At 68.8% G+C, this 26,306-nt stretch carries 27 protein-coding genes; 10 read left to right on the plus strand and 17 right to left on the minus strand.

Annotated elements, in window-relative coordinates; all coding sequences use genetic code 11:
- Window positions 1-18 precede the first annotated feature (18 nt).
- From LGM56_RS25315 to LGM56_RS25390, 17 genes are all read right to left on the minus strand, one after another.
- Window positions 19-636: a DUF924 family protein gene (locus LGM56_RS25315; RefSeq protein ID WP_089495343.1), complete on the minus strand. Its 618-nt coding sequence runs from the start codon at window positions 634-636 to the stop codon at window positions 19-21.
- Complete coding sequence (locus tag LGM56_RS25320; protein WP_089495344.1) at window positions 633-1,364, minus strand: alanyl-tRNA editing protein; 732 nt, start codon at window positions 1,362-1,364, stop codon at window positions 633-635. Before LGM56_RS25320 ends, LGM56_RS25315 begins: the two co-directional genes overlap by 4 nt.
- Before the next feature lie 105 nt (window positions 1,365-1,469).
- The gene (locus LGM56_RS25325) at window positions 1,470-1,880 is read right to left on the minus strand and encodes a group II truncated hemoglobin (protein ID WP_069248490.1); all 411 of its coding nucleotides are present in this window, start codon (window positions 1,878-1,880) and stop codon (window positions 1,470-1,472) included.
- A 45-nt stretch (window positions 1,881-1,925) separates the two neighbouring features.
- A complete protein-coding gene (locus tag LGM56_RS25330; protein ID WP_413226799.1) occupies window positions 1,926-4,541 on the minus strand; it encodes an ABC transporter permease in 2,616 nt (871 codons plus the stop codon).
- Window positions 4,538-5,155 carry a DUF4126 domain-containing protein gene (locus LGM56_RS25335; RefSeq protein ID WP_089495347.1) on the minus strand — a complete coding sequence of 206 codons (618 nt, stop codon included), beginning with the start codon at window positions 5,153-5,155 and terminating at the stop codon, window positions 4,538-4,540. The genes LGM56_RS25330 and LGM56_RS25335 overlap by 4 nt, the downstream gene beginning before the upstream one ends.
- A gap of 209 nt (window positions 5,156-5,364) precedes the next feature.
- On the minus strand, window positions 5,365-5,685 hold the full coding sequence (sugE, locus tag LGM56_RS25340) for a quaternary ammonium compound efflux SMR transporter SugE (RefSeq protein WP_089425993.1): 321 nt from the start codon (window positions 5,683-5,685) through the stop codon (window positions 5,365-5,367).
- A 145-nt stretch (window positions 5,686-5,830) separates the two neighbouring features.
- On the minus strand, window positions 5,831-6,115 hold the full coding sequence (locus LGM56_RS25345) for a DUF333 domain-containing protein (protein WP_089431503.1): 285 nt from the start codon (window positions 6,113-6,115) through the stop codon (window positions 5,831-5,833).
- Between the two features lie 158 nt (window positions 6,116-6,273).
- Window positions 6,274-6,972, minus strand: a complete 699-nt coding sequence (kdpE, locus tag LGM56_RS25350; protein ID WP_039370506.1) for a two-component system response regulator KdpE — start codon at window positions 6,970-6,972, stop codon at window positions 6,274-6,276.
- Window positions 6,965-9,808, minus strand: coding sequence for a DUF4118 domain-containing protein (locus LGM56_RS25355; protein ID WP_226207073.1), 2,844 nt, complete (start codon window positions 9,806-9,808; stop codon window positions 6,965-6,967). Before LGM56_RS25355 ends, kdpE begins: the two co-directional genes overlap by 8 nt.
- Before the next feature lie 162 nt (window positions 9,809-9,970).
- Window positions 9,971-10,552 carry a potassium-transporting ATPase subunit KdpC gene (gene kdpC / locus LGM56_RS25360; protein ID WP_226207074.1) on the minus strand — a complete coding sequence of 194 codons (582 nt, stop codon included), beginning with the start codon at window positions 10,550-10,552 and terminating at the stop codon, window positions 9,971-9,973.
- A 25-nt stretch (window positions 10,553-10,577) separates the two neighbouring features.
- Window positions 10,578-12,662, minus strand: coding sequence for a potassium-transporting ATPase subunit KdpB (gene kdpB, locus LGM56_RS25365; RefSeq protein ID WP_226198831.1), 2,085 nt, complete (start codon window positions 12,660-12,662; stop codon window positions 10,578-10,580).
- Window positions 12,663-12,716: 54 nt separating this feature from the next.
- Window positions 12,717-14,522 carry a potassium-transporting ATPase subunit KdpA gene (kdpA, locus tag LGM56_RS25370; protein WP_089495351.1) on the minus strand — a complete coding sequence of 602 codons (1,806 nt, stop codon included), beginning with the start codon at window positions 14,520-14,522 and terminating at the stop codon, window positions 12,717-12,719.
- Window positions 14,519-14,611: a K(+)-transporting ATPase subunit F gene (gene kdpF, locus LGM56_RS25375; protein WP_006752209.1), complete on the minus strand. Its 93-nt coding sequence runs from the start codon at window positions 14,609-14,611 to the stop codon at window positions 14,519-14,521. The genes kdpA and kdpF overlap by 4 nt, the downstream gene beginning before the upstream one ends.
- Complete coding sequence (locus tag LGM56_RS36840; protein ID WP_256093628.1) at window positions 14,608-14,730, minus strand: hypothetical protein; 123 nt, start codon at window positions 14,728-14,730, stop codon at window positions 14,608-14,610. The genes kdpF and LGM56_RS36840 overlap by 4 nt, the downstream gene beginning before the upstream one ends.
- A 199-nt stretch (window positions 14,731-14,929) precedes the next feature.
- Complete coding sequence (locus LGM56_RS25380) at window positions 14,930-15,904, minus strand: quinone oxidoreductase family protein (RefSeq protein ID WP_226207075.1); 975 nt, start codon at window positions 15,902-15,904, stop codon at window positions 14,930-14,932.
- A gap of 174 nt (window positions 15,905-16,078) precedes the next feature.
- Window positions 16,079-16,471, minus strand: a complete 393-nt coding sequence (locus LGM56_RS25385) for a methylglyoxal synthase (RefSeq protein ID WP_043188929.1) — start codon at window positions 16,469-16,471, stop codon at window positions 16,079-16,081.
- Window positions 16,472-16,519: 48 nt separating this feature from the next.
- Window positions 16,520-17,299: an SDR family oxidoreductase gene (locus LGM56_RS25390; protein ID WP_226207076.1), complete on the minus strand. Its 780-nt coding sequence runs from the start codon at window positions 17,297-17,299 to the stop codon at window positions 16,520-16,522.
- Between the two features lie 230 nt (window positions 17,300-17,529).
- On the opposite strand from LGM56_RS25390, the gene upp reads away from it, so the two are divergent.
- The 10 genes from upp (at window position 17,530) to LGM56_RS25440 (ending at window position 25,853) form a co-directional block, all read left to right on the plus strand.
- Window positions 17,530-18,180 carry a uracil phosphoribosyltransferase gene (gene upp / locus LGM56_RS25395; RefSeq protein ID WP_011352740.1) on the plus strand — a complete coding sequence of 217 codons (651 nt, stop codon included), beginning with the start codon at window positions 17,530-17,532 and terminating at the stop codon, window positions 18,178-18,180.
- A 217-nt stretch (window positions 18,181-18,397) separates the two neighbouring features.
- Complete coding sequence (locus LGM56_RS25400; RefSeq protein WP_011352741.1) at window positions 18,398-19,126, plus strand: YebC/PmpR family DNA-binding transcriptional regulator; 729 nt, start codon at window positions 18,398-18,400, stop codon at window positions 19,124-19,126.
- Window positions 19,127-19,230: 104 nt separating this feature from the next.
- A complete protein-coding gene (gene purD, locus LGM56_RS25405) occupies window positions 19,231-20,508 on the plus strand; it encodes a phosphoribosylamine--glycine ligase (protein ID WP_069248503.1) in 1,278 nt (425 codons plus the stop codon).
- A gap of 118 nt (window positions 20,509-20,626) precedes the next feature.
- Window positions 20,627-21,550, plus strand: a complete 924-nt coding sequence (gene hemF, locus LGM56_RS25410; protein WP_039370475.1) for an oxygen-dependent coproporphyrinogen oxidase — start codon at window positions 20,627-20,629, stop codon at window positions 21,548-21,550.
- Between the two features lie 3 nt (window positions 21,551-21,553).
- Window positions 21,554-22,279: a nicotinate-nucleotide adenylyltransferase gene (locus tag LGM56_RS25415; protein WP_226207185.1), complete on the plus strand. Its 726-nt coding sequence runs from the start codon at window positions 21,554-21,556 to the stop codon at window positions 22,277-22,279.
- 4 nt (window positions 22,280-22,283) lie between these two features.
- Window positions 22,284-22,733 carry a ribosome silencing factor gene (gene rsfS / locus LGM56_RS25420; protein ID WP_089495355.1) on the plus strand — a complete coding sequence of 150 codons (450 nt, stop codon included), beginning with the start codon at window positions 22,284-22,286 and terminating at the stop codon, window positions 22,731-22,733.
- A gap of 25 nt (window positions 22,734-22,758) precedes the next feature.
- Window positions 22,759-23,229, plus strand: a complete 471-nt coding sequence (rlmH, locus tag LGM56_RS25425) for a 23S rRNA (pseudouridine(1915)-N(3))-methyltransferase RlmH (RefSeq protein ID WP_011352746.1) — start codon at window positions 22,759-22,761, stop codon at window positions 23,227-23,229.
- 51 nt (window positions 23,230-23,280) lie between these two features.
- The gene (locus LGM56_RS25430) at window positions 23,281-23,913 is read left to right on the plus strand and encodes a Maf family protein (RefSeq protein WP_226207077.1); all 633 of its coding nucleotides are present in this window, start codon (window positions 23,281-23,283) and stop codon (window positions 23,911-23,913) included.
- 7 nt (window positions 23,914-23,920) lie between these two features.
- Entirely contained in the window at window positions 23,921-25,390 is a 1,470-nt protein-coding gene (gene rng, locus LGM56_RS25435) for a ribonuclease G (RefSeq protein ID WP_069248507.1), read from the plus strand.
- A gap of 127 nt (window positions 25,391-25,517) precedes the next feature.
- On the plus strand, window positions 25,518-25,853 hold the full coding sequence (locus LGM56_RS25440) for a YggL family protein (RefSeq protein WP_041492911.1): 336 nt from the start codon (window positions 25,518-25,520) through the stop codon (window positions 25,851-25,853).
- The last annotated feature ends 453 nt before the right edge of the window (window positions 25,854-26,306 follow it).

Consider the following 26,306-nt stretch of genomic DNA (forward strand, 5'->3'; position numbering starts at 1 on the left):
ACGCCGCTGCCCGAATCGTCAGAACGACGAACCAGGCTCGCGAAGAAACGCCGTCTCCTCGTCGCTCGATACCCGACCGAGAATCGCGTTCCGGTGCGGAAAGCGGCCGAAGCGCTCGACGACGGCCGCATGCAGCAACGCGAAGCGGTGATAGCTCTCGCACCCTGCTTCGTCGCGAATGCCTGCGCACAGGCGCACGGCCTCACGCTGGCTCTCGACCGACTCGTCGTGCTCGAACGGCAGATACGCAAACGCGCGGTGATGTCCGCTCGGCAACTGCGCGTCCCAGTCGGCCGCGACGACGCGGCGCGCAAGCGCGAGCGCTTTCGGATCGGCGGCAAACGCGCGCGGCGTGCCGCGATGGATGTTGCGCGAGAACTGGTCGAGCACGACGATCAACGCCAGTGCCCCCGACGGCGAGCTTGCCCAGTGATCGCAAGCGCCGTCGCACGCGGCGTCGAGCAACGCGCCGTAGCGCGTGCGCAGCACGTCGTCGAATGCCGCGCCGCCGTTGAACCAGACCTTGCGGTTCTGCCCGAATTCGGCCGAGCCCGGCTCGCCGAACCAGAAATCGAGAATCTCCCGCGCTTGCGGATCGAGCGCCGCCGCGCCCGCGTGGGGGGTGTCAATCGTCATGCAAACTCCAGTACGAGGCGCCGGGTGCGCGCGCTCTTCTTTTCCAGTTTCGCGACCCGCAGCTCGCCGATTTCGGACGTATTGCGCACATGCGTGCCGCCGCACGGCTGCAGGTCGACCTGCTCGATGCGCAGCAGCCGCACGCGGCCGAGGCCCATCGGCGGCTTCACGCTCATCGTGCGCACGAGGTCCGGCCGCGCGGCCATCTCGTCGTCGGTGATCCATTCGGTCGTGACCGGATGCGCGCCGCCCACCAGGCCGGCGAGGCGCCGCTCGACGTCATCGCGGTCGATCGCGTCGGACGTCGCGAAATCCAGCCGCACGTAGTCGGCCGTCACGCTGCAGCCGTCGACCGCGTACGGCAGCACCGCGCACATCAGGTGCGCCGCGGTATGCAGCCGCATGTGGCGATAGCGGCGCAGCCAGTCGATCTCCGCGACCACGCGCGTGCCGGGCTCGAGCGCCGCGACACTCGCCTCCTGCCCCGGTGCGGGCACGTGCACGGCGTCGTCGGGCGTCGCGCCGTCGAACTTGGCCTTGCGCGTATCGGCAATCGCGATCGTGCTGCCGTCGGGGAGCGTCAGCGTGCCTGTGTCGCCGGCCTGGCCGCCGCCGAGCGGATAGAACACGGTGCGGTCGAGCCGGATGCCGTCGTCGCCGACGGCCAGCACGACCGCGTCGCATTGCGTGAGGTACGCGTTTTCGCGAAACAGCGCTTGTGTCGTCATCGGGCAAACCTCGTATCGATGGGGGGAAGCGGCCAGTGTCGCGCCGCGCGGCGCGCGCGCCCAGACGCAGATCGTCCCGCGCGCGGGCGGCGGCGTACCGGTCGATCAACCGGGCCGGTTGCGCATCCAGTCGGCCGTGTCGTAGAACGAATGCATGAGCCGCTCGCGCAGCGGCTCGGGCAGCCCGATGTCCTCCATCGCCCACGCCATGCAGCGCAACCACTGGTCGCGCTCGACCGACGCGATCGGGAACGGCAGGTGCCGCGCGCGCAGCCGCGGATGGCCGAACCGGCTGATGTAGTGGTCGGGGCCGCCGAGCCACCCGCACAGGAACCAGAAAAACTTGTCGCGCGAACCGTCGAGCGAATCCGGGTGCAGCGCGCGAATCTGCGCGAACTCGGGCTCGAGATCCATCAGGTCGTAAAAGCGGTCCACCATTTCGCGCACGCGGGCTTCACCGCCCACGAGCTCGAACGCCGTCGGTTGCGACGGCGCATCGTCATTCACATCGGTCATACGGATAGTCGGAAAAAACGGGATCTTCGGGGCCGCCGGCGACGCTCATGCGTCGCGCAGCGACTGCAGCGCGGGGCGCCGCAGCACATTATGCAGGCTCAGCCAGCCGGCCGCACCGGCGCACGCGACGCCGGCCGCGATGCCGGCCGGCACGAGCCACGGATCGACGGCGAGCTGGAAATCGAACACGCGCGACGCGAGCACCCAGCCGACCGCGATCGCGCCCGCCGACGCCAGCGCACCGGCCAGTGCGCCAACCACGACGAACTCCGCGCGCTGCACCGCGTTGACCTGCGCGCGCGACGCGCCGAGCGCGCGCAGCAGCGCGGCCTCGCGCACCCGCTCGTCGCGCGTGCCGGCGAGCGCCGTGTACAGCACGAGGACGCCGGCCGCGAGCGTGAACATGAACAGGAACTGCACCGCGCCGACCACCTGCAGCATCATCCGTTGCAATTGCGCGAGGATCGGCGCGACGTCGATCGCGGTCAGGTTCGGATAGCGCGCGATCAGCGGATCGAGAAGCGCGGCATTCGATGCCGGCAAATGGAAGCTCGTCAGGTACACGGCCGGGAAATCCTTCAGCACCGGCGGCGGCATCAGCACGAAGAAATTGACGCGGAACGAACCCCAGTCGAGCTTGCGCACGCTGGTGACCGGCGCGTCGACCGTCAGCCCCGTCACGTCGAAGCGCAGCACGTCGCCCGGCTTCACGTTCAGCGTCTTCGCGAGGCCGGCCTCGATCGAGATCTGCGGCGTCGCCGCGGTGCCGAACCAGTCGCCTTCGACGATCCGGTTGTCGGACGGCAACTGGGTCGTATAGGACAGGTTGAACTCGCGGTCGACGAGCCGGCGCGCCTCCTCGGACGGGTAGGCGTCCGGATTCACCGGCTTGCCGTTGATCGCGACGAGGCGGCCGCGCACCATCGGCTCGGGCACCGCGTCGCGCACGCCGTGGGCGGCCAGATAAGCCGCGACGTCGGCGCGCTGGTCGGGCTGGATGTCGATCAGGAACTGGTTCGGCGCATCGGGCGGCGTCGACTGCTGCCAGCCCGCGACGAGGTCGTTGCGCGTGATCGCGATCAGCAGCAGGCACATCAGGCCGAGCGCGAGCGCGGTGATCTGCAGCGCGCTCGCCGTGCCGCGCCGGTGCAGCGACGCCAGCGCGTAACGCCAGCCCACGCCCGCGGCCACGCGCGCGTTGCGCACCGCGCGCGCGGCGGCGAACAGCACGAGCCGCGCGATCAGCGCGAAACCGACCAGCGCGCCGGCGAACCCGCCCGCGACGATCAGCCCGAGTTTCAGGTTGCCGGCGGCCACGATCAGCAGCCCCGCGAACAGCACGACGCCGACCGCATACGCGGCCCACGCCGTGCGCGACGCGTCGCCCCACTCGCGCCGCAGCACGCGTACCGGCGGCACGCGCGTGAGCGGCACGAGCGGCGGCAGCGCGAAACCGAGCAGCAACACGAGCGCGGCGCCCATGCCGATCAGCGCCGGCCACAGCGTGGGAGGCGGCAGCACCACGTCGATCAGGCCGCCGAGCGCGGCCAGCAACGCCCAGTGGCCGCCATAGCCGAGCACCGCGCCTGCGGCGCCGGACACGATCCCGATGCCAACGAATTCGAGTGCGAACAGCGCGCCGAGCGTGCGGCGGCTCACGCCGAGGCAGCGCATCGTCGCGCAGCCGTCGAGGTGGCGCCGCATGTAGCGCTGCGCGGCCATCGCGATCGCGACCGCCGCGAGCAGCGCGGTGAGCAGCGCGACGAGCGTCAGGAAGTGGCGCGCGCGATCCAGCGTCTGCCGCACCTGCGGCTGGCCTTCCTGCAACGACTCGAGACCGACGCCGCGCAGCTTCCCGCCGTCGACACGTGCGTGCGCATACACCTCGAAACGCGCGACGGACTGCTGGTCGCCGGCAACCAGCAGCCGGTACGTGACACGGCTGCCATAGCCCGTGAGCCCCGTCGCGGCCAGCTCGTCCGCGCGCATCATCAGCCGCGGCGAGAAATTGACGAAGGAAAACCCGCGATCCAGCTCGCGGGAGATCGACGCGGCGACCTTGAAGGTGCGCAGGCCGACGCGCACCGTATCGCCCGCCTTCAGGTGCAGCGCATCGAGCAGCGCCGGATCGGCCCATACGGTGCCGGGCGCGGGAATCGCGACCGCCTTCTGCGCGGTGGCCGCGCCGGCCGGCAGGATCTCGACCGCGCCGCGCAACGGATAGCCGGGCGACACGGCCTTCACGGCCGCGAGGCGCGAGGGCGCCGCGTCGGTCGCCTGCCCGCCCGTGGCGGACGCGATCATGCTCGGGAAGATGGCGGTCGTCGCAGTACGCAGGCCGAGCGCGCGGGCCTGCTGGTCGAACGACGGATCGACGGGGCGATCGGCCCGCACGACGAAATCGGCGCCGAGCATCTGGCGCGCGTCGCGCTCGAGCCCCTGGCGCAGCCGGTCGGCGAGGAAGCCGACGCTCGTCAGCGCCGCGACCGCGAGCACCAGTGCCAGGACGAGCAGCGTCAACTCGCCCGCGCGCCAGTCGCGCGCGGTCATGCGGGCGGCCTGGCGGATCAGGTCGCGCAGGCCGAAGCGGCCGGCATGCGCGTTCACCTCATGGCCGGATTGCCCGGCCGGCGGCTGCGCCGCGGGTTGCCGCCCCTTCAATCGCGCTTCCCCCCGATCGAGTTGAGCCGCGACACCATGTGGTTCGCCATCCCGCGAAAGCCGCCGGAGACACCGCGCCACAGGCGCGGGAGCGCCCACGCGGACGCCGCGATGAAGGCGGCAAGCAGCACGAGGAACGCGAGCGGAACGAAGAACGCGAGCACGAGCCCGCCGACCACGAGGCCGTCCTCGGTCGACGACGCGATCCAGTTCGAAATCGGTTCGGGTGACAGGTTGATCATCGCGCGCGTGCCGGCCTTCGCCACGTGCGCGGCACCGGCCAGCGAGCCGCCGGCGAGCCCCGCGACCGCGAGCACGGTCGGATCGGCATGGCCGAGCGCGCCGGCGGCGAGCACGGCGCCGGCGGGAATGCGGATGAAGGTGTGCACGGCATCCCACAGCGAGTCGAACGCGGGGATCTTGTCGGCAAGGAATTCGGTGACGGCGAGCACGGCCGCGGCGCCGATGACCCACGGCGACATCAGGACGGCCAGCGTGTCGGGCAGGTGGAGCCAGCCGAACCGCGCCAGCACGCCGGCGATCAGCACGGTCAGGTACAGGCGCAGGCCGCTCGCCCACGCGAGCCCCGCGCCGAGCGAAATGGCTTCGATCATGGCCCTCTCCTTGCACTTTCCGTGCGCTTTGCCGATTGATCGGATCGGGTCGGACAGACCGGCCGCGCGGCGCGTGGCGACCGGCACCGCGTGCCGCGAGAAGCACGACGGTGTTCAGGCCCGAATGCGTTCCATTATAGACAGGCCAGGCGCGCGGCCGGCGCAATTCCGCGGTGCGGCAACCGGGTGCGCGCGCCCGGGTGCCATTGTTACGCAGCCGACGACAGCTTCAGGCCGATCAGCCCCGCGACGATCAGCACGGCGCTCGCGACGCGCGCGACGGTCAGCGCCTCGCCCATCATCACGATGCCGAACACGAACGCACCGACCGCGCCGATGCCGGTCCATACCGCGTACGCGGTGCCGAGCGGCAACTGGCGCATCGCGACCGCGAGCAGCCCGAAGCTGGCCAGCGCCGTCACGATCGTAAACACCGACGGACCGAGCTTCGTGAAGCCGTCCGACGATTTCATGCCGGCCGCCCAGGCCACTTCCAGCAAACCGGCAATGAACAACAATACCCACGCCATCTCGACGTACTCCGTATCGGATGGGGCCGTCCCCGTTGAAGCGAATGACCCGGGGTCGTCCCCGGGCGGCGCCGAGTATAACAAGATGCTTACGGACACGGCGCGTGGCCGGCGGCCGATCGGGGGCGCGATCGGCCAGGCCCGCTCAGTTCGACACGCGCTTCGGCGTGACGCCGGCGACGCAGCGGTCGTCGCGGTACAGCGCCCACTCCTCGCACACGCGGCCATCCTTGAACACGCACATGCCGACCTGCCCGCTCGACAGGTTGCGGGTCGTGTGACGGCCGCCGAGCTTGGCGCAATTGACCGACGCGGGATTGGCCATCGCCTGCTGCTGCGACGACGGTTGCTGCCCGGGCGGCAGCGGTTGGGCGAACGCGCCAGACGCGGCAAGCGCCAGCGCACAGATGACGACCAGACGGACGGACATTGCACGCTCCTCGTTTTCGTTCGCGGAACGGTCAGGATAACGGGGAATGAGCGCCGGGTGTGCAACGCGCGCGCCGGCCGCGAGACTGTCGCGCCGGCGCAACCCTGCCGGCACGCGACGTCACGCGCACGGGCGCCGTTGCGCCGCGGCTACGCCCGTCATGCGGCGCCGACCAGCCGGTAGCCGACGCCCGTCTCCGTCACGATGTACTCGGGTTGCGCCGGGTCGCGCTCGAGCTTCTGGCGCAGGTGCGCCATGTAGATGCGCAAATAGTGGTGGCTTTCGACGTGCGACGGCCCCCACACGTCGCGCAGCAGCTGGCGGTGCGTGAGCACGCGTCCCGCGTGCCGCACGAGCGTCGCGAGCAGCCGGTATTCGAGCGGCGTCAGATGCACGATCTCGTTGTCGCGCCACACCTGGCGCAGCGCGAGATCGACGGTCACGGTGCCGAAGGTCACCTTCGGCGACTCGTTCGCGCCGCCCTGGTTGCGCCGGCGCAGTTGCGCGCGAATCCGCGCGCGCAGTTCGGACACGCCGAACGGCTTGGTCAGGTAATCGTCGGCGCCCGCATCGAGCGCCGCGACCTTCTCTTCTTCCTGCGTGCGCGCGGACAGCACGATCACCGGCACCTCGGACCAGCCGCGCAATTCCCGGATCACGTCGAGGCCGTCGGTATCGGGCAGGCCGAGGTCGACGATCACGAGATCGGGCTTGCGCGTCGCCGCGTCGATCAGCCCCTGCTTGCCCGTCTCGGCCTCGAACACCGCGATGTCCTCCTCCTCGAGCGCGGCGCGCACGAAACGGCGGATCTGCTTTTCGTCCTCGATCAGGACGACGGTCAGGCTGGGTTCACTCATGATCTGGCAATGATTCGGATGGGGACGACGCACCCGGCACTTCGGGTTCGTCGTCGGGTACGGCAGGCGCGGCCGGCGGTGTCTCGACCGGCAGCGTGAACCAGAAACGCGCGCCCGTCACGTGGCCGTCGGGTGCCGTACGGTTGAACGCGCCGATTTTACCGCCGTGCGCTTCGACGATCGCGCGGCAGATCGCGAGGCCGAGGCCGATGCCCGGCGTCGCCGATTCCTTCTCGCCGCGCGTGAACTTGTCGAAAATCCGCGTTTCCATCCCGGCCGGCAGGCCGGGACCGTAATCGTCGACGAGCACGCGCACGAACGGCAGCCCGTCGTCGCTCACGCGCTCGGCGCCGATGTCGAGCGGCGTATCGGCCGGCGTGTACTTCGCCGCATTCTCGAACAGGTTGGTGAACAGGCGCTCCATCAGCACCGCGTCCATCTGCAGGAGCGGCAGGTCGGCCGGCAGCACGACGCGCGCCGGATGGCGCGCAAGCACGCGCTTGCAGGCGGCGAGCGCGGCGCCGACGGTTTCCTCGAGCAGCGACCACTGGCGCTTCAACTGCAGGCTGCCGGCCTGCAGCCGCGCCATGTCGAGCAGGTTCGTGACGATGCCCGTCATCCGCAGCGCCTCGTCGTGGATCGCGTCGACGAGTTCGCCCTCGCGCTGCGCAAAGCGTTCGGCCGCCGCGGCGTCGCCCCCCTGCGCGGCCGCGCGCCCGTTCGCGAGCATCGACGAGAAGCCGACGATCGTCGTGAGCGGCGTGCGCAGGTCGTGCGAGATCGCCGACAGCAGCGAGTTGCGTAGCCGCTCGGATTCCATGTTGACGAGCGCGTCGCGCGCGATCTCGACGTAGTGCACGCGTTCGAGCGCGAGCGCGATCTGCGCGGCGAACGCGTCGAGCATCCGCTGCTGCTCCGGCACCTCGAGTTCGCGCGGCTCGCGCGACGCGACCGCGAGCACGCCGCGCGTACGCATCGGCGCCTTCAGCGGCAGGTACAGCGCGGCCGTCGCGGGCAACGTATCGGTGCCGCGGCCGGCCGGCTTCTGCTGGTCGTATACCCACTGGCCGACGTCGCTGTCGAGATCGGCGCCCGTCAGCGTGACGGCCGCATCGGGCTCCTCGATCTTCTGCCGCACCTTGTCCGCACTGTCGGGCAACAGGAACGCGACGCGCGCGCGGAACACCTCGCCCACGTGACGGCTGCCGATCTCGACGATCTGCTCGGTCGTCAGCGCCGCGCCCAGCTCGCGCGCCATCGCATAGATCGCGCCGGTGCGGCGCTCGCGGCGCTGCGCGACGCTCGCCTGGCGCGTCAGCGTCGACGTCAGGTGGCTGATCACGAGCGACGTCAGCAGCATCCCGAAGAAGGTCAGCAGGTATTGCGTGTCGCTGACCGAGAACGACATGCGCGGCGGCACGAAGAAGTAATCGAACGCGGCCACCGACAGGAACGACTGCAGCACGCCCGGGCCGCGCCCGAGCCGCACGGCCGAGAACACGACGCCGAGCAGGTACAGCATCACGAGGTTCGTGAGGTCGAGCCGCTCGGACACGAGGCTCGCGACGACCGTGATCGCCGCGCAGATCGCGGCCGCATACGCGTAGTGCCGCGGCGGCGAACGGTGCGTGCCGAACTGCGCGAACGCGTCACGCCAGTCGCGCGCACGTGCGTCCAGCGGTGCCGCGCGCGCCTCGTCGCTCGCGGACGCACGGATCAGCATCAAGTCGACGTCGCCCGCGCGCTCGGCCAGCTTCTCGCCGAACGGCCGCACGAAGCGGCGCACGAGCCCGACCTTCGGCGAGCCGCCCGCGACGATCTTCGACACGTTGCGCACCTTCGCATAGCCGATCAGCGCGGCAACCGCGTCGGCGCCGGCGAGCGTGGCCGTCTCCGCGCCGAGCTCGGCCGCGAGCTTCAGCGCGTCGAGCGTGCGCTGCCGTCGCGCATCGGGCAGCCGCTGCAGGCGCGGCGTCTCCACATAGACGGCGATCCAGTCGGCCTTCAGGCTCGCGGCGAGCCGCGCGGCCGCCCGCACGAGCGTCGGCGCCTCGGGGCCGGGACCGACGCACACGAGCAGCCGCTCGCGGGCCTGCCAGATGCGCTGGATCGAACGATCGGCGCGATACTCGCGCATCTGCGCGTCGACGCGATCGGCCGTGCGCCGCAGCGCCAGTTCGCGCAGCGCGATCAGGTTGCCCTTGCGGAAGAAGTTGCGCACCGCACGCTCGGCCTGCTGCGCGAGATAGACCTTGCCGTCGCGCATCCGCTCGAGCAGCTCCTCGGCCGGCAGGTCGACGAGCGTGACTTCGTCGGCCGCGTCGAACACGCGGTCGGGCACCGTCTCCCACACGCGGATGCCGGTGATCGCGCCGACCACGTCGTTCAGGCTTTCGAGGTGCTGGACGTTGACGGTCGTGTAGACGTCGATGCCCGCGTCGAGCAGCTCGTACACATCCTGCCAGCGCTTCAGGTGCCGCGCGCCCTGCACGTTCGAATGCGCGAGCTCGTCGACGAGGATCAGTTGCGGCTCACGCGCGAGCGCGCCGTCGAGATCGAATTCGGCGAGCGTGCGGCCGCGATAGTCGATGCGCGCGAGCGGCAGCACGTCGAGGCCGTCGAGCAGCGCGGCGGTTTCGCTGCGCCCGTGGGTCTCGACGATGCCGACGACGACGTCGACGCCTTCCTGCAGGCGCTGGCGCGCGGCCTGCAGCATCGCGTAAGTCTTGCCGACACCGGCCGATGCGCCGAAGAAGATCTTGAGCTGGCCGCGCCGCTGCTTTTCTTCGTCACGCTGCAGCTTGTCGAGGAGTTGGTCTGGATCGGGACGATTCATGCGTCAGAAAGGCGGAGCGCCCGGATGCGCGCGAGTACGAGCATTGTTGTTCCAAATCGCCGCAAAAGGCAAAGACGGCGCATGCGCCGTCGGGAAAAGACGCGTCCGGCGCGGATCGGGCCGCGCCGGACGCCGGTTGCCGCCGGAAACCCGGATGCGCGGTCAGTGCGCAGCCTGCGCCGCGTCGAGCGCGAGGTTCAGCTGCAGCACGTTCACGCGCGGTTCGCCGAACACGCCGAACTGGCGGCCCTTCGTGTTCGCGGCGACGAGCTGCGCGACCGCGTCGGGCGCCAGGTTGCGCGCCTTCGCGACGCGCTCGACCTGGTACGCGGCGGCGGCCGGCGTGATTTCCGGATCGAGGCCGCTGGCCGACGCCGTCACGAGGTCGACCGGCACCGGCTTCGACATGTCGGTGCCCGCGTCGCGCAGCGCGGCGATGCGCCCCTTCACCTGGTCGGCGAGCGACGAGTTCAGCGGGCCCAGGTTCGAGCCGCCGGAGCCGGTCGCGTTGTACGGCATCGGCGTCGTGGCCGACAGGCGGCCCCAGAAGTACTTCGGCGCATCGAACGGCTGGCCGATCAGTGCGGAGCCGACCGCCTTGCCGTCCTTCTCGATCAGGCTGCCGTTCGACTGCGACGGGAACACGGCCTGGCCGAACACGGTCATCACGGCCGGGTAGGCGAGCCCCGTCACGGCAGTCAGGACGACAAAGAGCACGACGAGCGGACGAATCAACGTTTTCATGATGTTTCCTTCAAATACGGCCGGCTCAGGCCCAGCCGAGTGCAGCGAGCGTCATGTCGATCAGCTTGATGAACGGGAACGGCAGCAGTACGCCGCCGAGGCCGTACACCAGCAGGTTGCGGCGCAGGAGCGACGCCGCGCCGAGCGGCCGGTACGTGACGCCCTTCAGCGCCAGCGGAATCAGCGCGACGATGATCAGCGCATTGAAGATCACCGCCGACAGGATCGCCGACGCCGGCGACGTCAGGTGCATGATGTCGAGCACGCGCAGCTGCGGGTAGGTCGTCACGAACGCGGCCGGGATGATCGCGAAGTACTTCGCGATATCGTTCGCGATCGAGAACGTCGTCAACGAACCGCGCGTCATCAGCATCTGCTTGCCGATCTCGACGATCTCGATCAGCTTCGTCGGGTTCGAGTCGAGGTCGACCATGTTGCCGGCTTCCTTCGCCGCCTGCGTGCCGGTGTTCATCGCCACGGCGACGTCGGCCTGCGCGAGCGCCGGCGCGTCGTTGGTGCCGTCGCCGGTCATCGCGACGAGGCGCCCCGCGGCCTGGTGTTCGCGGATCGTCGCGAGCTTGGTTTCCGGCGTCGCTTCCGCGAGGAAATCGTCGACACCCGCTTCCGCTGCAATCGCCGCGGCCGTCAGCCGGTTGTCGCCCGTCACCATCACGGTCTTGATGCCCATCTTGCGCAGTTCCGCGAAGCGCTCCTTGATGCCGCCCTTCACGATGTCCTTCAGCTCGATCACGCCGAGCACGCGCGCCGCGCCTTCATGCAGGTCGGCGACGACGAGCGGCGTGCTGCCGCGGCGCGCGACCTCATCGACCGCGCGGCGCACTTCTTCCGGGAAGCGGCTGCCATGCGTCTCGACGTAGTTGCGGATCGCGTCGGCCGCACCCTTGCGGATCTCGCGGCCGGGCAGATCGACGCCGCTCATCCGCGTCTGCGCGGAAAAGCCGATGAACGTCGCGTGCAGTTGCCCCATGTCGCGCTGGCGAATGTTGAAGCGCTCCTTCGCGAGCACGACGATGCTGCGGCCTTCCGGCGTTTCGTCGGCGAGCGACGACAGTTGCGCGGCATCGGCCAGCGCCTCCTCGGTCACGCCCGGCGCCGGCACGAACGTCGATGCCTGGCGGTTGCCGAGCGTGATCGTGCCGGTCTTGTCGAGCAGCAGCACGTCGACGTCGCCGGCGGCTTCCACCGCGCGGCCCGACGTCGCGATCACGTTGGCCTGCATCATCCGGCTCATCCCGGCCACGCCGATCGCGGACAACAGGCCGCCGATCGTCGTCGGGATCAGGCACACGAGCAGCGCGACGAGCGCGGTGATCGTCACCACGTGGCCGGCCTTCATCGCTTCGACCGAGAACATCGAGAACGGCAGCAGCGTCGCGGTCGCGAGCAGCATCACGATCGTCAGCGCGACGAGCAGGATCGTCAGCGCGATCTCGTTCGGCGTCTTCTTGCGCTTCGCGCCCTCGACCATCGCGATCATCCGGTCGAGGAACGCCTCGCCCGGGTTCGCGGTGACCTTGACGACGATCCAGTCCGACAGCACGCGCGTGCCGCCCGTCACCGACGAGAAGTCGCCGCCCGATTCGCGGATCACCGGCGCGGATTCGCCGGTGATCGCCGATTCGTCGACCGACGCGACGCCGTCGACCACCTCGCCGTCGGCGGGGATCACATCGCCCGCTTCGACCAGCACGACGTCGCCACGGCGCAGCTCGGTCGCGGTCGTGATGCGGATCGGCGACTTCGGATGCGGCTCGTTGAGCTTCTTCGCCATCACGTCCTTCTTCGCGCTGCGCAGCGACGCGGCCTGCGCCTTCGAGCGCCCTTCGGCGAGCGCTTCGGCGAAGTTCGCGAACAGCACGGTGAACCACAGCCACAGCGCGATCGCGAGGATGAAGCCCGCGGGCGCCTCGGCCTGGCCGGCGAGCGCCGCGATCCACAGGATCGTGGTCAGGATGCTGCCGACGTACACGCAGAACATCACCGGATTGCGGAACTGCGTGCGCGGCGTGAGTTTCTTGAACGAGTCCACGATCGCCGGGCGCAGCAGCGCCGGATCGAACATGGACCGTGTTGCGGAATGTTGAGTCATTGCGATCTCTTCAATCTCTTCAGTCTTTTCAAGGTGTCGCCATGCGGGCGCGTATCACGCGCCCAGCCACATCATCAGGTGCTCGACGCCCGGGCCGAGCGCGAGCGCCGGCACGTAGGTCAGCGCGCCCACCAGCAGCACGGTGCCGAGCAGCAGCACGACGAACAGCGGACCGTGCGTCGGCAGCGTGCCGCTCGTCGCCGCGATGCGCTTCTTCGCGGCGAGCGAGCCGGCGATCGCCAGCACCGGCACGATCGTGCCGAAGCGGCCGAACCACATCGCGATCGCGGTCGTCCAGTTGTAGAACGGCGTGCCGACCGTCAGGCCCGCGAACGCGCTGCCGTTGTTGTTGGCGGCCGAGCTGAACGCGTACAGGATTTCCGAGAAGCCGTGCGGCCCCGGGTTCGCGATGCCGGCCTTGCCCGCATCGGCGAGCACGGCGATCGACGTGCCCACCAGCACCAGTAGCGGCGTGAGCAGCACGACGATCGACACCATCTTCATCTCGTACGACTCGATCTTCTTGCCGACGTATTCCGGCGTGCGGCCGATCATCAGGCCGGCGACGAACACCGCGAGCAGCGCGAACACGAGCATCCCGTAGAGACCCGAGCCGACCCCGCCGTAGATCACTTCGCCCAACTGCATCAGCAGCATCGGCACGAGGCCGCCGAGCGGCGTCAGCGAATCGTGCATCGTGTCGACGGCGCCGCACGACGCGGCCGTGGTCGCGACCGTGAAGATGCCGGTCTGCGCGATGCCGAAGCGCGTTTCCTTGCCTTCCATGTTGCCGCCCGGCTGCAGCGCGCTCGCCGACTGGTCGACGTGCAGCGCGGCGAGCGTCGGGTTGCCGGCCTGCTCGGCGCTCACCTCGAAGCCGATCGCGAGCACGAACGCGACCGTCATCGCCGCGAGCACGGCGATGCCCTGCCGGCGGTCGCCGATCATGCGGCCGAACACGAGACACAGCGCGGCCGGGATGATCAGGATCGCGAAGATCTGCAGGAAGTTCGCGAACGGCGTCGGGTTCTCGTACGGGTGCGCGGAGTTCGCGTTGAAGAAGCCGCCACCGTTGGTGCCGAGCATCTTGATCGCTTCCTGCGACGCAACCGGGCCCATCGCGAGCGTCTGCTTCGTGAGCGGGGTCGGCACCGTGACCGGGTTGCCCTTGTCGTCCTTCACCGGATTGCCCTGTGCGTCGAGCTTCGGCGCGGCGTAGGTGCTCGCCTGCAGCACCGGCACGTCCTGGTACGACTTCATGTTCTGGATCACGCCCTGGCTCATCAGCAGCGCGGCGATGATCATCGACATCGGCACGAGCACGTACATCGTCACGCGCGTGAGGTCGACCCAGAAGTTGCCGATCGTCTGCGCGGTATGACGCGCGAAGCCGCGGATCAGCGCGATCACGACGACGATCCCGGTTGCCGCCGACAGGAAGTTCTGCACGGTCAGGCCGAGCATCTGCGTCAGGTAGCTGACGGTCTGCTCGGGCGTGTAGTCCTGCCAGTTCGTGTTGGTGACGAAGCTGACGGCCGTGTTGAACGCGCCGTCGACCGTCATCGCACCGAACTGCTGCGGGTTGCCGGGCAGGAAGCCCTGCAGGCGCAGCAGGCCGTAGAGGAACAGCGCGCCGAGCGCGTTGAACGCGATCGTCGCGATCGCGTACTGCTTCCAGTTCATCTCGCTGCCGGCGTCGACGCCGGCGATGCGGTACAGCGCGCGCTCGAGCGGCCCGAACACGCGCACGACGCGCGCGCTGCCGTCCATCACCGCGGACAGATAGCGCGCGACAGGCACGGCCGCCGCCAGCAGCACGACAATGAAGAGCAGCGTCTGAAAGAGATTGTTCGCGTTCATTCGATGTCCTCCGCGCGCAGCAGCGCAAAGACGAGATACGCGAACAGCAGGGCCGTCGAGGCGCCCGCCAGCCAAAGCATCCAGGTCATGCTCGCCCCCCGCGACCGTATTGCACGAGCTTGTCGCAACCGGCAATCAAACCGAGGATCAGCGCGGTGAAGAGCACCAGTGCGCCGATAAATACCCCATCCATTTTTCTGTTCTCCATCGTCGAAATCAGACGACTAGAACCTTATGGGAACGCACGTAAAGGACGGGTCAAAGGTATCGGGGCGCGTATAAAAAACGCGTAAACGCGGAATTCGGGGGAGGACGACGGGAACCGGGAGGCGGGAGGCGGGGCGGACGGCGCCGTGGCGCCGCCCGGACCCGCCCGGGCCGGCATGGCGCCGGCACGGGGAGGCAGGTCAGGGAACGAGGATCGTCGAGCCGGTGGTCTTGCGCGCTTCGAGATCTTCATGCGCGCGGCCGACTTCAGCGAGCGGGTAGCGCTGGTTGATGCTCGTCCTCACCTTGCCCGACAGCAGCACGTCGAACAGTTCGGCGGCAGCGGATTCGAGATCGGCGCGCTTCGCGATGTACGAGAACAGCGTAGGCCGCGTAAAGAACAGCGACCCGCGCGACGAGAATTCCTTCGAGTCGATCGGCGGCAGCGGGCCCGACGCGTTGCCGAAGCTGACGAAATAGCCGAGCGGCGCAAGGCTATCGAGCGAGCCGATGTAGGTGTCCTTGCCGATCGAGTCGTAGACGACCGGCACGCCGGCGCCGTTCGTGATCTCCTTCACGCGCTGCGTGAAGTTCTCGCGCGTGTAGACGATCGGATGGTCGCAGCCGTGCGCCTTCGCGAGTGTGGCCTTCTCGTCGGAGCCGACCGTCCCGATCACGGTCGCGCCGAGCGCCTTCGCCCACTGGCACACCAGAAGGCCGACACCGCCGGCCGCCGCGTGGATCAGGATCGTGTCGCCGGCCTTCACCGGATACGTGCGGCGCAGCAGGTAGTGCGCGGTCAGGCCCTGCAGCATCACCGACGCCGCGTCGTCGTAGCTGATGCCGTCCGGCAGCTTCACGAGCCGCTCGGCCGGCATCACGCGTTCCTGCGCGTAGGCGCCCGGCGGCTGCCCGACGTACGCGACGCGGTCGCCCGCCTTGAACGTGGTCACGCCTTCGCCGACGGCCGTCACCTCGCCTGCCGCCTCCATCCCGAGACCGCCGGGCAGCGCTTGCGGGTAAAGGCCGGTACGGAAATAAACGTCGATGTAGTTGAGGCCGACCGCGTGCTGCCGGATGCGGACTTCACCTGCCTTCGGTTCGCCGACCTCGACATCGACCCACTTCATCACGTCCGGGCCGCCCGGCTGGTCGTATCGGATTGCTTTCGGCATCGTTTCGCTCCTCGTTTCTGATTCGGTCAGGGAAAAATCCGGGTCGCCGATCCGCGGAGCCGGCCTCATCTGGGTACCGGGCGGCAGGCGCGCGTCGCGACGCACGATTCTCGCGCGCCGCGGCCATCCGTGCATGGCCCTGCCGTCAGCAGGGGCAATCGGGCGCGGGAGCCCTCAGCAGACGTCCTGCATGTTGCGCGCCAGATCGTCGAGCAGCATCCGCGCGGTGGCGACGTTGGTCGCGACCGGCACGTCGTGCACGTCGCAGGCGCGCACGAGCGCGGTGATGTCGGGGTCGTGCGGCTGCGCGGTCATCGGATCGCGCAGGAACACGACGATGTCGATGCGGCCGTCGGCCAGTTCCGCACCGATCTGCAGGTCGCCGCCGAGCGGCCCCGACAGCTTGCGCTCGACCTCGAGCCCGTGCGCGTCCGCGATGCGGCCGCCCGTCGTGCCGGTCGCCACCAGCCGGCATTGCGCGAGCGTCGTGCGGAATTCGCCCGCGAGCGCGACGATCTCGTCCTTCTTCGCGTCGTGCGCAATCAATGCGATGCGGGGTTTGCTCATCTCCAGATCCTTCGTTTCAGGTGGTTGTCGTGAAAGGCGGCGCGTGCGTCAGAACGTGCCGGGATACGAGCCGCCGTCGAGCAGCCAGTTCTGCCCGGTGATGTAGCCGGCGTGCACGCTGCACAGGAACGCGCACGCCGCGCCGAATTCCGCACGCGTGCCGAGGCGGCCGGCCGGGATGTCCTTCGTGCGCCGCGCGCGCATCTCGTCGACCGTCACGCCTTGCGCCTTCGCCGACGCGGCGAGCGTGGTCGCGATCCGGTCGGTGTCGAACAGGCCCGGCAACAGGTTGTTGATCGTCACGCCCTGCCCCGCGACCTTGCGCGACAGCCCCGCGACGAAGCCGGTCAGCCCCGAGCGCGCGCCGTTCGACAGCGCGAGCACGTCGATCGGCGCCTTCACGGCCGAGCTCGTGATGTTGACGATCCGGCCGAAGCCGCGCGCGATCATCCCGTCGACGGTCGCGCGGATCAGCTCGATCGGCGTCAGCATGTTCGATTCGAGCGCGCGGATCCAGTCGTCGTGCGAGAAGTCGCGGAAGTCGCCGGGCGGCGGGCCGCCGGCATTCGTCACGAGAATGTCCGGCTGCGGGCACGCGGCGAGCGCGGCCGCGCGCCCGTCCGGCGTCGTGATGTCGCAGGCGACCGCGGTCACCGACACGTTCGCGCCGGCGCGGATCTCCTCCGCGGTTTCCTCCAGCGTGGCGCGCGTGCGCGCGACGATCACGAGGTTCACGCCCTCGGCGGCCAGCGCTTCCGCGCAGCCGCGACCGAGACCCTTGCTGGCCGCGCACACCAGCGCGGTCTTTCCTTCGATGCCGAGATCCATCGTCGATTCCTTGGTGGCGACACGCGCCGGCTCGGCCCGATCACGCCGGCGCACGGACCCCGGACGGGTCAGGCGGGCAATCGGGCGGGCGCGGGCGCGCGGATTGTCGTGAGACGTCGATATTATCCGGATCATGCGGCGCGCCTTGGTAAAATTGCGGACATAAGCGCGCGGCCGGCTTGCGCCCGCCGCCGCCCCCGATCCTCTTTTGCCGCCAAGGCGCCTCCGTCATGAAACAGGACAGCCGTTTCCCGAATCTCTTCATCACCGATCACCCGCTGATCCAGCACAAGCTCACGCACATGCGCGACAAGGACACGTCCACGCGCACGTTCCGCGAGCTGCTGCGCGAAATCACGCTGCTGATGGGTTACGAGATCACCCGCAACCTGCCGATCACGACCAAGCGGGTCGAAACCCCGCTCGTCGAGGTCGACGCGCCGGTGATCGCGGGCAAGAAGCTGGCGATCGTGCCCGTGCTGCGCGCGGGCATCGGGATGTCGGACGGCCTGCTCGACCTGGTTCCGTCCGCCCGCGTCGGCCACATCGGCGTGTATCGCGCCGACGACCATCGCCCGGTCGAATACCTGGTGCGCCTGCCGGATCTGGAAGACCGCATCTTCATCCTGTGCGACCCGATGGTCGCGACCGGCTACTCGGCCGTGCACGCGGTCGACGTGCTGAAGCGCCGCAACGTGCCGGCCGCGAACATCATGTTCGTCGCGCTGGTCGCGGCGCCCGAAGGCGTGCAGGTGTTCCAGGACGCGCACCCGGACGTGAAGCTGTTCGTCGCGTCGCTCGATTCGCACCTGAACGAGCATGCGTACATCGTGCCGGGCCTCGGCGACGCGGGCGACCGCCTGTTCGGCACCAAGAACTGAGCGCCTGTACGGCCGCGCGGCGCGCGGCCCGGCTCGCGACGGCCCGCCTGGCCGTCCGGCCATGCGCGGCGGCCCCGATCCGGCGGTCGCCGCGTGATAAAATCTCGATCCACTCGACACGCGCGGCCCCGCGGCTTCATGCCCGCCGAAACGGCCGCCGATTCAACGACACATTGAAACAATCGCCCGCGCTGTGCGCCCGGGCACGGAGAAAGGTATGGCTGGTCATTCGAAATGGGCCAACATCAAGCATAAGAAGGCAGCGGCCGACGCGAAGCGCGGCAAGATCTGGACCCGCCTGATCAAGGAAATCCAGGTCGCGGCGCGCCTCGGCGGCGGTGACGTCAACTCGAACCCGCGCCTGCGTCTGGCGGTCGACAAGGCGGCCGACGCGAACATGCCGAAGGACAACGTCAAGCGCGCGATCGATCGCGGCGTCGGCGGCGCGGATGGCGCGAACTACGAGGAAATCCGCTACGAAGGCTACGGCATCAGCGGCGCGGCGATCATCGTCGACACGCTGACCGACAACCGCACCCGCACGGTCGCGGAAGTCCGCCATGCGTTCTCGAAGTTCGGCGGCAACATGGGCACCGACGGCTCGGTCGCGTTCATGTTCGATCACGTCGGCCAGTTCCTGTTCGCACCGGGCACGTCGGAAGACGCGCTGATGGAAGCCGCGCTCGAAGCCGGCGCGAACGACGTGAACACGAACGACGACGGTTCGATCGAAGTGCTGTGCGACTGGCAGGCATTCTCGGCGGTGAAGGACGCGCTCGAAGCCGGCGGCTTCAAGGCCGAGCTCGCCGAAGTGACGATGAAGCCGCAGAACGAAGTCGAATTCACCGGCGACGACGCGGCGAAGATGCAGAAGCTCCTCGACGCGCTCGAGAACCTCGACGACGTGCAGGACGTGTATACGAACGCCGTCATCGTCGAGGAATGAGGTGCCGGCCGCCGTGTTCCTGTCGCGGCGGCGGCCCGACCGAATCCGCGGCCGGCGCGCCTGAGCGTGCCGGCCGCCCTGTTTTCTAGTCTGCGGGGAATCCCATGAAACTACTCGTCGTCGGTTCCGGCGGCCGCGAACATGCGCTGGCGTGGAAGCTCGCGCAGTCGCCGCGCGTCCAGATGGTCTACGTCGCGCCCGGCAATGGCGGCACGGCGCAGGACGAGCGCCTGAAGAACGTCGACATCACGGCGCTCGACGAACTCGCCGATTTCGCGGAACGCGAAGGCGTCGCGTTCACGCTCGTCGGGCCGGAAGCGCCGCTCGCGGCCGGCATCGTCAACCTGTTCCGCGCGCGCGGCCTGAAGGTCTTCGGCCCGACCCGCGAAGCCGCGCAGCTCGAGAGCTCGAAGGATTTCGCGAAGGCGTTCATGAAGCGCCACGGCATCCCGACCGCCGAGTACGAAACGTTCTCCGACGTGGCCGCCGCGCACGCGTACATCGACGCGAAGGGTGCGCCGATCGTCGTGAAGGCCGACGGCCTCGCGGCCGGCAAGGGCGTCGTCGTCGCGATGACGCCGGAAGAAGCGCACGAAGCCGTCGACATGATGCTGTCGGGCAACAAGCTCGGCGACGCCGGCGCGCGTGTCGTGATCGAGGAATTCCTCGATGGCGAGGAAGCGAGCTTCATCGTGATGGTCGACGGCAAGCACGCGCTGGCGCTGGCGTCCAGCCAGGACCACAAGCGCCTGCTGGATGAAGACCGCGGCCCGAACACCGGCGGCATGGGTGCATATTCGCCCGCGCCGATCGTCACGCCGCAGATGCACGCACGCGTGATGCGCGAGATCATCATGCCGACCGTACGCGGGATGGAGAAGGACGGCATCCGCTTCACGGGCTTCCTGTATGCGGGCCTGATGATCGACAAGGAAGGCAATCCGCGCACGCTCGAGTTCAACTGCCGGATGGGCGACCCGGAAACGCAGCCGATCATGGCGCGCCTGAAGAGCGATTTCTCGAAGGTCGTCGAGCAGGCGATCGCGGGCACGCTCGACACGGTCGAGCTCGACTGGGACCGCCGCACCGCGCTGGGCGTCGTGCTGGCCGCGCACGGTTATCCGGACGCGCCGCGCAAGGGCGACCGCATCAACGGAATCCCGGCCGAGACCGAACAGGCCGTCACGTTCCATGCAGGCACGACGCTCGACGGCGACAAGCTGACGACGTCCGGCGGCCGCGTGCTGTGCGTGGTCGGCCTCGCCGATTCGGTACGCGAAGCGCAGCAGCATGCGTACGAGACGATCAACCAGATCAATTTCGAAGGCATGCAGTACCGCCGCGACATCGGCTTCCGCGCGCTCAACCGCAAGAGCGCCTGACGTTGCAATTGCCGCCCCGCCCGCGCGCGGCGGCGGCCCCTCTGCCGGGGTTCGTTAGAATGCCCGGCAGAAGCCTTTTTTACGGCCCCCGCTTCGGGCGGGGGCACCCAGCCCAGACATGACCGATTCGACCTACGACGTAGCGCGCGTGCGCACGTACCTCCAGGGCCTGCAGACACGCATCGCCGACGCGCTCGGCGCGCTCGACGGTACGCCGCTCGCGACCGACGCATGGCAACGCGGGCCGGCCGAACGCCTGCGCGGCGGCGGCTGCACGCGGATTCTCGAAGGCGGCCGCGTGTTCGAACGCGCGGGGATCGGCTTTTCCGACGTCGCGGGCGATGCGCTGCCGCCGTCGGCGAGCGCGGCGCGCCCGCAGCTCGCGGGCCGCGGCTTCGAGGCACTCGGCGTGTCGCTGGTGCTGCACCCGCGCAATCCGTATTGCCCGACCGTACACATGAACGTGCGAATGCTGATCGCGACGAAACCGGGCGAAGAGCCCGTGTTCTGGTTCGGCGGCGGCATGGATCTGACACCGGTGTACGGTTTCGAGGACGACGCCCGGCATTTCCACCAGACCTGCAAGGACGCGCTCGACCCGTTCGGCGTCGAGCTCTACCCGCGCTTCAAGAAATGGTGCGACGAGTATTTCTTCCTGAAGCACCGCAACGAGATGCGCGGCATCGGCGGGATCTTCTTCGACGATTTCTCGGAGCCCGGTTTCGAACGCTCGTTTGACATGATGCAAAGCGTCGGCGACGCGTTCCTGCAGGCCTACCTGCCGATCGTCGAGCGCCGCGCCGAGCTGCCGTACGGCGAGCGCGAGCGAGACTTCCAGGCGTACCGCCGCGGCCGCTACGTCGAATTCAACCTCGTGTTCGATCGCGGCACGTTGTTCGGCCTGCAAAGCGGCGGCCGGACCGAGTCGATCCTGATGTCGATGCCGCCGGTCGCGAACTGGCGCTACAACTGGCAGCCCGAGCCGGGTTCGCCGGAAGCGCGCCTGTACAGCGACTTCATCGTGCCGCGCGACTGGGTCTGACCCCTGCCTCAAGCAAAGGACGCGTTTCTGGACACCACCGCCCGCCCCGCCCCGCTGCCGCGTCGTATCGGCTTGCTGGGCGGCACTTTCGACCCGATCCACGACGGCCATCTCGCGCTCGCGCGTCGGTTCGCCGAACTGCTCGGCCTGACCGAACTCGTGCTGCTGCCCGCCGGGCAGCCGTACCAGAAGCGTGACGTGTCGGCCGCCGAGCATCGGCTCGCGATGACGCGCGCGGCCGCCGGCTCGCTGTCCGTGCCGGGCGTGACCGTGACCGTCGCCACCGACGAGATCGAGCACGCCGGCCCGACCTACACGGTCGAGACACTCGCGCGCTGGCGCGAGCGGATCGGCCCAGGCGCATCGCTGTCGCTGCTGATCGGCGCCGACCAGCTCGTGCGCCTCGACACGTGGCGCGACTGGCGCAAGCTGTTCGACTACGCGCACATCTGCGTGTCGACGCGCCCGGGGTTCGACCTCGGCGCGGCGCCGCCGGACGTCGCGCAGGAAATCACCGCGCGGCAAGCCGGCGCCGGCGTGCTCAAGGCCACGCCGGCAGGCCACCTGCTGATCGATACGACCCTTTCGTTCGACATTGCCGCGACCGACATCCGCGCCCACCTGCGCGAATGCATCGCGCGCCATGCGCAAATGCCCGACGCATCGGCCGAGCATGTGCCGGCCGCCGTATGGGCCTATATTCTTCAACATCGCCTCTACCATTCCTGAATCCATGGATATTCGCAAACTGCAGCGCGTGATCGTCGACGCCCTCGAAGACGTCAAGGCGCAAGACATCAAGGTGTTCAACACCAGCCACCTGACCGAACTGTTCGACCGCGTGGTCGTCGCTTCGGGCACCTCCAACCGCCAGACCAAGGCGCTCGCGTCGAGCGTGCGTGACAAGGTCAAGGAAGCCGGCGGCGACATCGTCAGCTCCGAAGGCGAAGACACCGGCGAATGGGTGCTCGTCGACTGCGGCGACGCGGTCGTGCACATCCTGCAACCGGCCCTGCGCCAGTACTACAACCTCGAGGAAATCTGGGGCGACAAGCCCGTGCGGATGAAGCTCGGCGGCGGCAAGGGGAACGGCTTCGCCACGGCCAGCGAAGGCGACGACGAAGAAGAGGAGGAAGCCGCGCCCGCACGCCCGGCGCGCAAGACGGCCGCTCGCCGCCGTTGAGCCCCGAGTCGTCAAGCGTCTTCCGATGAAGCTTTTCATCCTTGCGGTCGGCCACAAGATGCCGGGCTGGATCGCATCCGGCTTCGACGAATACACGAAGCGGATGCCGCCCGAGCTGCGCATCGAGTTGCGCGAGATCAAGCCCGAACTGCGTTCGGGCGGCCGCAGCGCCGAGAGCGTGATGGCGGCCGAGCGGCAGAAGATCGAGGCCGCGCTGCCGAAGGGCGCGCGCCTCGTCGCGCTCGACGAGCGCGGCCGCGACTGGACCACGATGCAGCTCGCGCAGGCGCTACCCGGCTGGCAGCAGGACGGCCGCGACGTCGCGTTCGTGATCGGCGGCGCCGACGGGCTCGACCCCGAACTGAAAGCGCGTGCCGACACGCTGCTGCGCATCTCGAGCATGACGCTGCCGCACGGGATGGTGCGCGTGCTGCTCGCCGAACAGCTTTACCGGGCGTGGAGCATCACGCAGAATCACCCCTACCACCGCGCATGACGTGTCGTCCTCGAGACGCGCGCCACGCGCGCACACCGAGATAACGACACCATGCCGTCCAGCACGCCCCCCGCGCTTTTCCCGACCCTTTACCTCGCTTCGCAAAGCCCGCGCCGCCAGGAGCTGCTGCAGCAGATCGGCGTACGCTTCGAGTTGCTGCTGCCGCGCCCCGACGAGGATGCCGAGGCGCTCGAGGCCGAACTGCCCGGCGAAGCCGCCGATGCGTACGTGCGGCGCGTGACCATCGCCAAGGCCGAGGCTGCGCGTGCGCGCCTCGTCGCAAGCGGCAAGCCGGCCTCGCCGGTGCTGGTCGCCGATACGACCGTCACGATCGACGGCGCGATCCTCGGCAAGCCGGCCGACGCCGACGACGCGCTCGCGATGCTGACGCGCCTCGCCGGCCGCGAACACGCGGTGCTGACGGCCGTCGCCGTGATCGATGCCGACGGCGAACTGCTGCCCCCCGCGCTGTCGCGCTCGTCGGTGCGCTTCGCACCCGCGTCGCGCGACGCCTATGCGCGCTACGTCGAAACGGGCGAGCCGTTCGGCAAGGCCGGCGCGTATGCGATCCAGGGGCGCGCCGCCGAGTTCATCGAGCGAATCGACGGTTCCCATTCAGGTATCATGGGTCTGCCCCTTTTTGAGACTGCCGCGCTGCTCCGCACCGCGCGCGTCGCCTTCTGAACCCACCATGAACGAAGAAATCCTGATCAACCTCACGCCGCAGGAAACGCGGGTCGCACTCGTCCAGCAAGGCGCGGTGCAGGAGCTTCACGTCGAGCGCACGCTGTCGCGCGGGCGGGTCGGCAACATCTATCTCGGCAAGGTCGTGCGCGTGCTGCCCGGCATGCAGTCGGCGTTCATCGACATCGGCCTCGAACGCGCGGCGTTCCTGCATGTCGCCGACATCTGGCATCCGCGCCTCGCGGGCGAGCCGCAGTCGGGCACGCCGCACCAGCCGATCGAGAAGATCGTGTTCGAAGGCCAGACGCTGATGGTCCAGGTGATCAAGGACCCGATCGGCACGAAGGGCGCGCGGCTGTCGACGCAGGTCAGCATCGCGGGCCGCACGCTCGTCTACCTGCCTCAGGAACCGCATATCGGCATCTCGCAGAAGATCGAGAGCGAGGCCGAACGCGAGGCCGTGCGCGCGCGCCTGACGGCCGTGATCCCGCCGGACGAGAAGGGCGGCTACATCGTGCGCACGATCGCCGAGGATGCCACCTCCGACGAGCTCGCCGGCGACGTCACGTACCTGCGCAAGACGTGGGCGACGATCGTCGCCCAGGCACAGCGGCTGCCGGCGACGAGCCTGCTGTACCAGGATCTCGATCTCGCGCAGCGCGTGCTGCGCGATTTCGCGAACGACGACACGACGCGCATCCAGGTCGATTCGCGCGAGACGTACCAGCGCCTGTCGGAATTCGCGGGCGAATTCACGCCGGCCGTGAGCCCGAAGCTGCACCACTACACGGGCGAGCGTCCGCTGTTCGACCTGTACAACATCGAGACGGAGATCCAGCGCGCGCTGTCGCGCCGTGTCGACCTGAAGTCGGGCGGTTACCTGATGATCGACCAGACCGAGGCGATGACGACGATCGACGTGAACACGGGCGGCTACGTCGGCGCGCGCAACTTCGACGACACGATCTTCAAGACCAACCTCGAGGCCGCGCATACGATCGCGCGGCAGCTGCGGCTGCGCAACCTCGGCGGGATCATCATCATCGACTTCATCGACATGGAGAACGCCGAGCATCGCGACGCGGTGCTGTCCGAGTTGAAGAAAGCGCTGTCGCGCGACCGCACGCGCGTGACCGTCAACGGGTTCTCGCAGCTCGGGCTCGTCGAGATGACGCGCAAGCGCACGCGCGAATCGCTCGCGCACGTGCTGTGCGAACCGTGCCCGACCTGCCAGGGCAAGGGCCAGGTGAAGACGTCGCGCACCGTGTGCTACGACATCCTGCGCGAGATCCTGCGCGAGTCGCGGCAGTTCAACCCGCGCGAATTCCGCGTGATCGCCGCGCAGCAGGTGATCGACCTGTTCCTCGACGAGGAGTCGCAGCATCTCGCGATGCTGATCGACTTCATCGGCAAGCCGGTGTCGCTGCAGGTCGAATCGAACCTGAGCCAGGAGCAGTACGATATCGTGCTGATGTAACGTTCCGTCCATCCGCCGCCGGCATCGCCGCGCGGCGCTTCGATGCGGCGCCCGGGCCGCCCGCGCATGTCGCGCCGGCACCCGCCGCCGCCCTTTCACCCTACCCTTTTCGCATTCACCACACACCATGAGCCAAGGCCACAACCGCCGCCAGCGCAAGAAACTCCACATCGGCGAATTCCAGGAACTCGCGTTCAACGCCACCGCGCATTACCGCAACGAAATGACCGACCTCGAGCGCGGCGAACTGATCGATGCGTTCATCGACTTCGTCGAAGCGAACGGGCTGCTGACCGTCGCGTCGGCGGACGAAGGCATCGGCGCTTACGTGATTTCCGGCGCGCCGCGCGGCACGACGACCGACGCCGACCGCGAGCTCGTGCGCGGCTGGCTGGCCGCACGGCCGGAACTGACCGACGTCAAGGTCAGCGAATTCACCGACGCGTGGTACCCGGAAGCCTGAGTTTCCGGCTCCACGCCCGTCACGCAGCGCCCGCGCCTGCCCGCCGCCACGGCGGGTGAGGGCGGCGCCGCCCCGTTCCCTCCGCCTCGCCTCCCCACCCTCTCCCGCCATCGCGCGACATCCGTGCCACCGGCACCGACTCACACGATTTCCGCCGCGTCGACGGTGATTACCCCGATTTCGGCAGTGAATCGGACGCTTACTTCAATTTAACGTTGCTTAAAAGACGTCTCGCGCCGGCAGACCTACTCTGATCGCCAGGAATCCGATGTTTTCCGGTGCGATCGGCAAGCAAGACGAAAGAATGCAAACCGCTCGCCCGACCGATGTTCCGGATTCCGGTACGGGCGAAAGCGCGACACGGCGACAGGTCAATCAGGGAGACAACCAACGATGCGCCAGCCGCTTCCCCATCGCAGCGACACATTGACGCACGCGAAGGCCGCCTGACCC

The sequence above is a fragment of the Burkholderia sp. AU38729 genome (assembly GCF_020419725.1).
Taxonomy (GTDB): Bacteria; Pseudomonadota; Gammaproteobacteria; order Burkholderiales; family Burkholderiaceae; genus Burkholderia.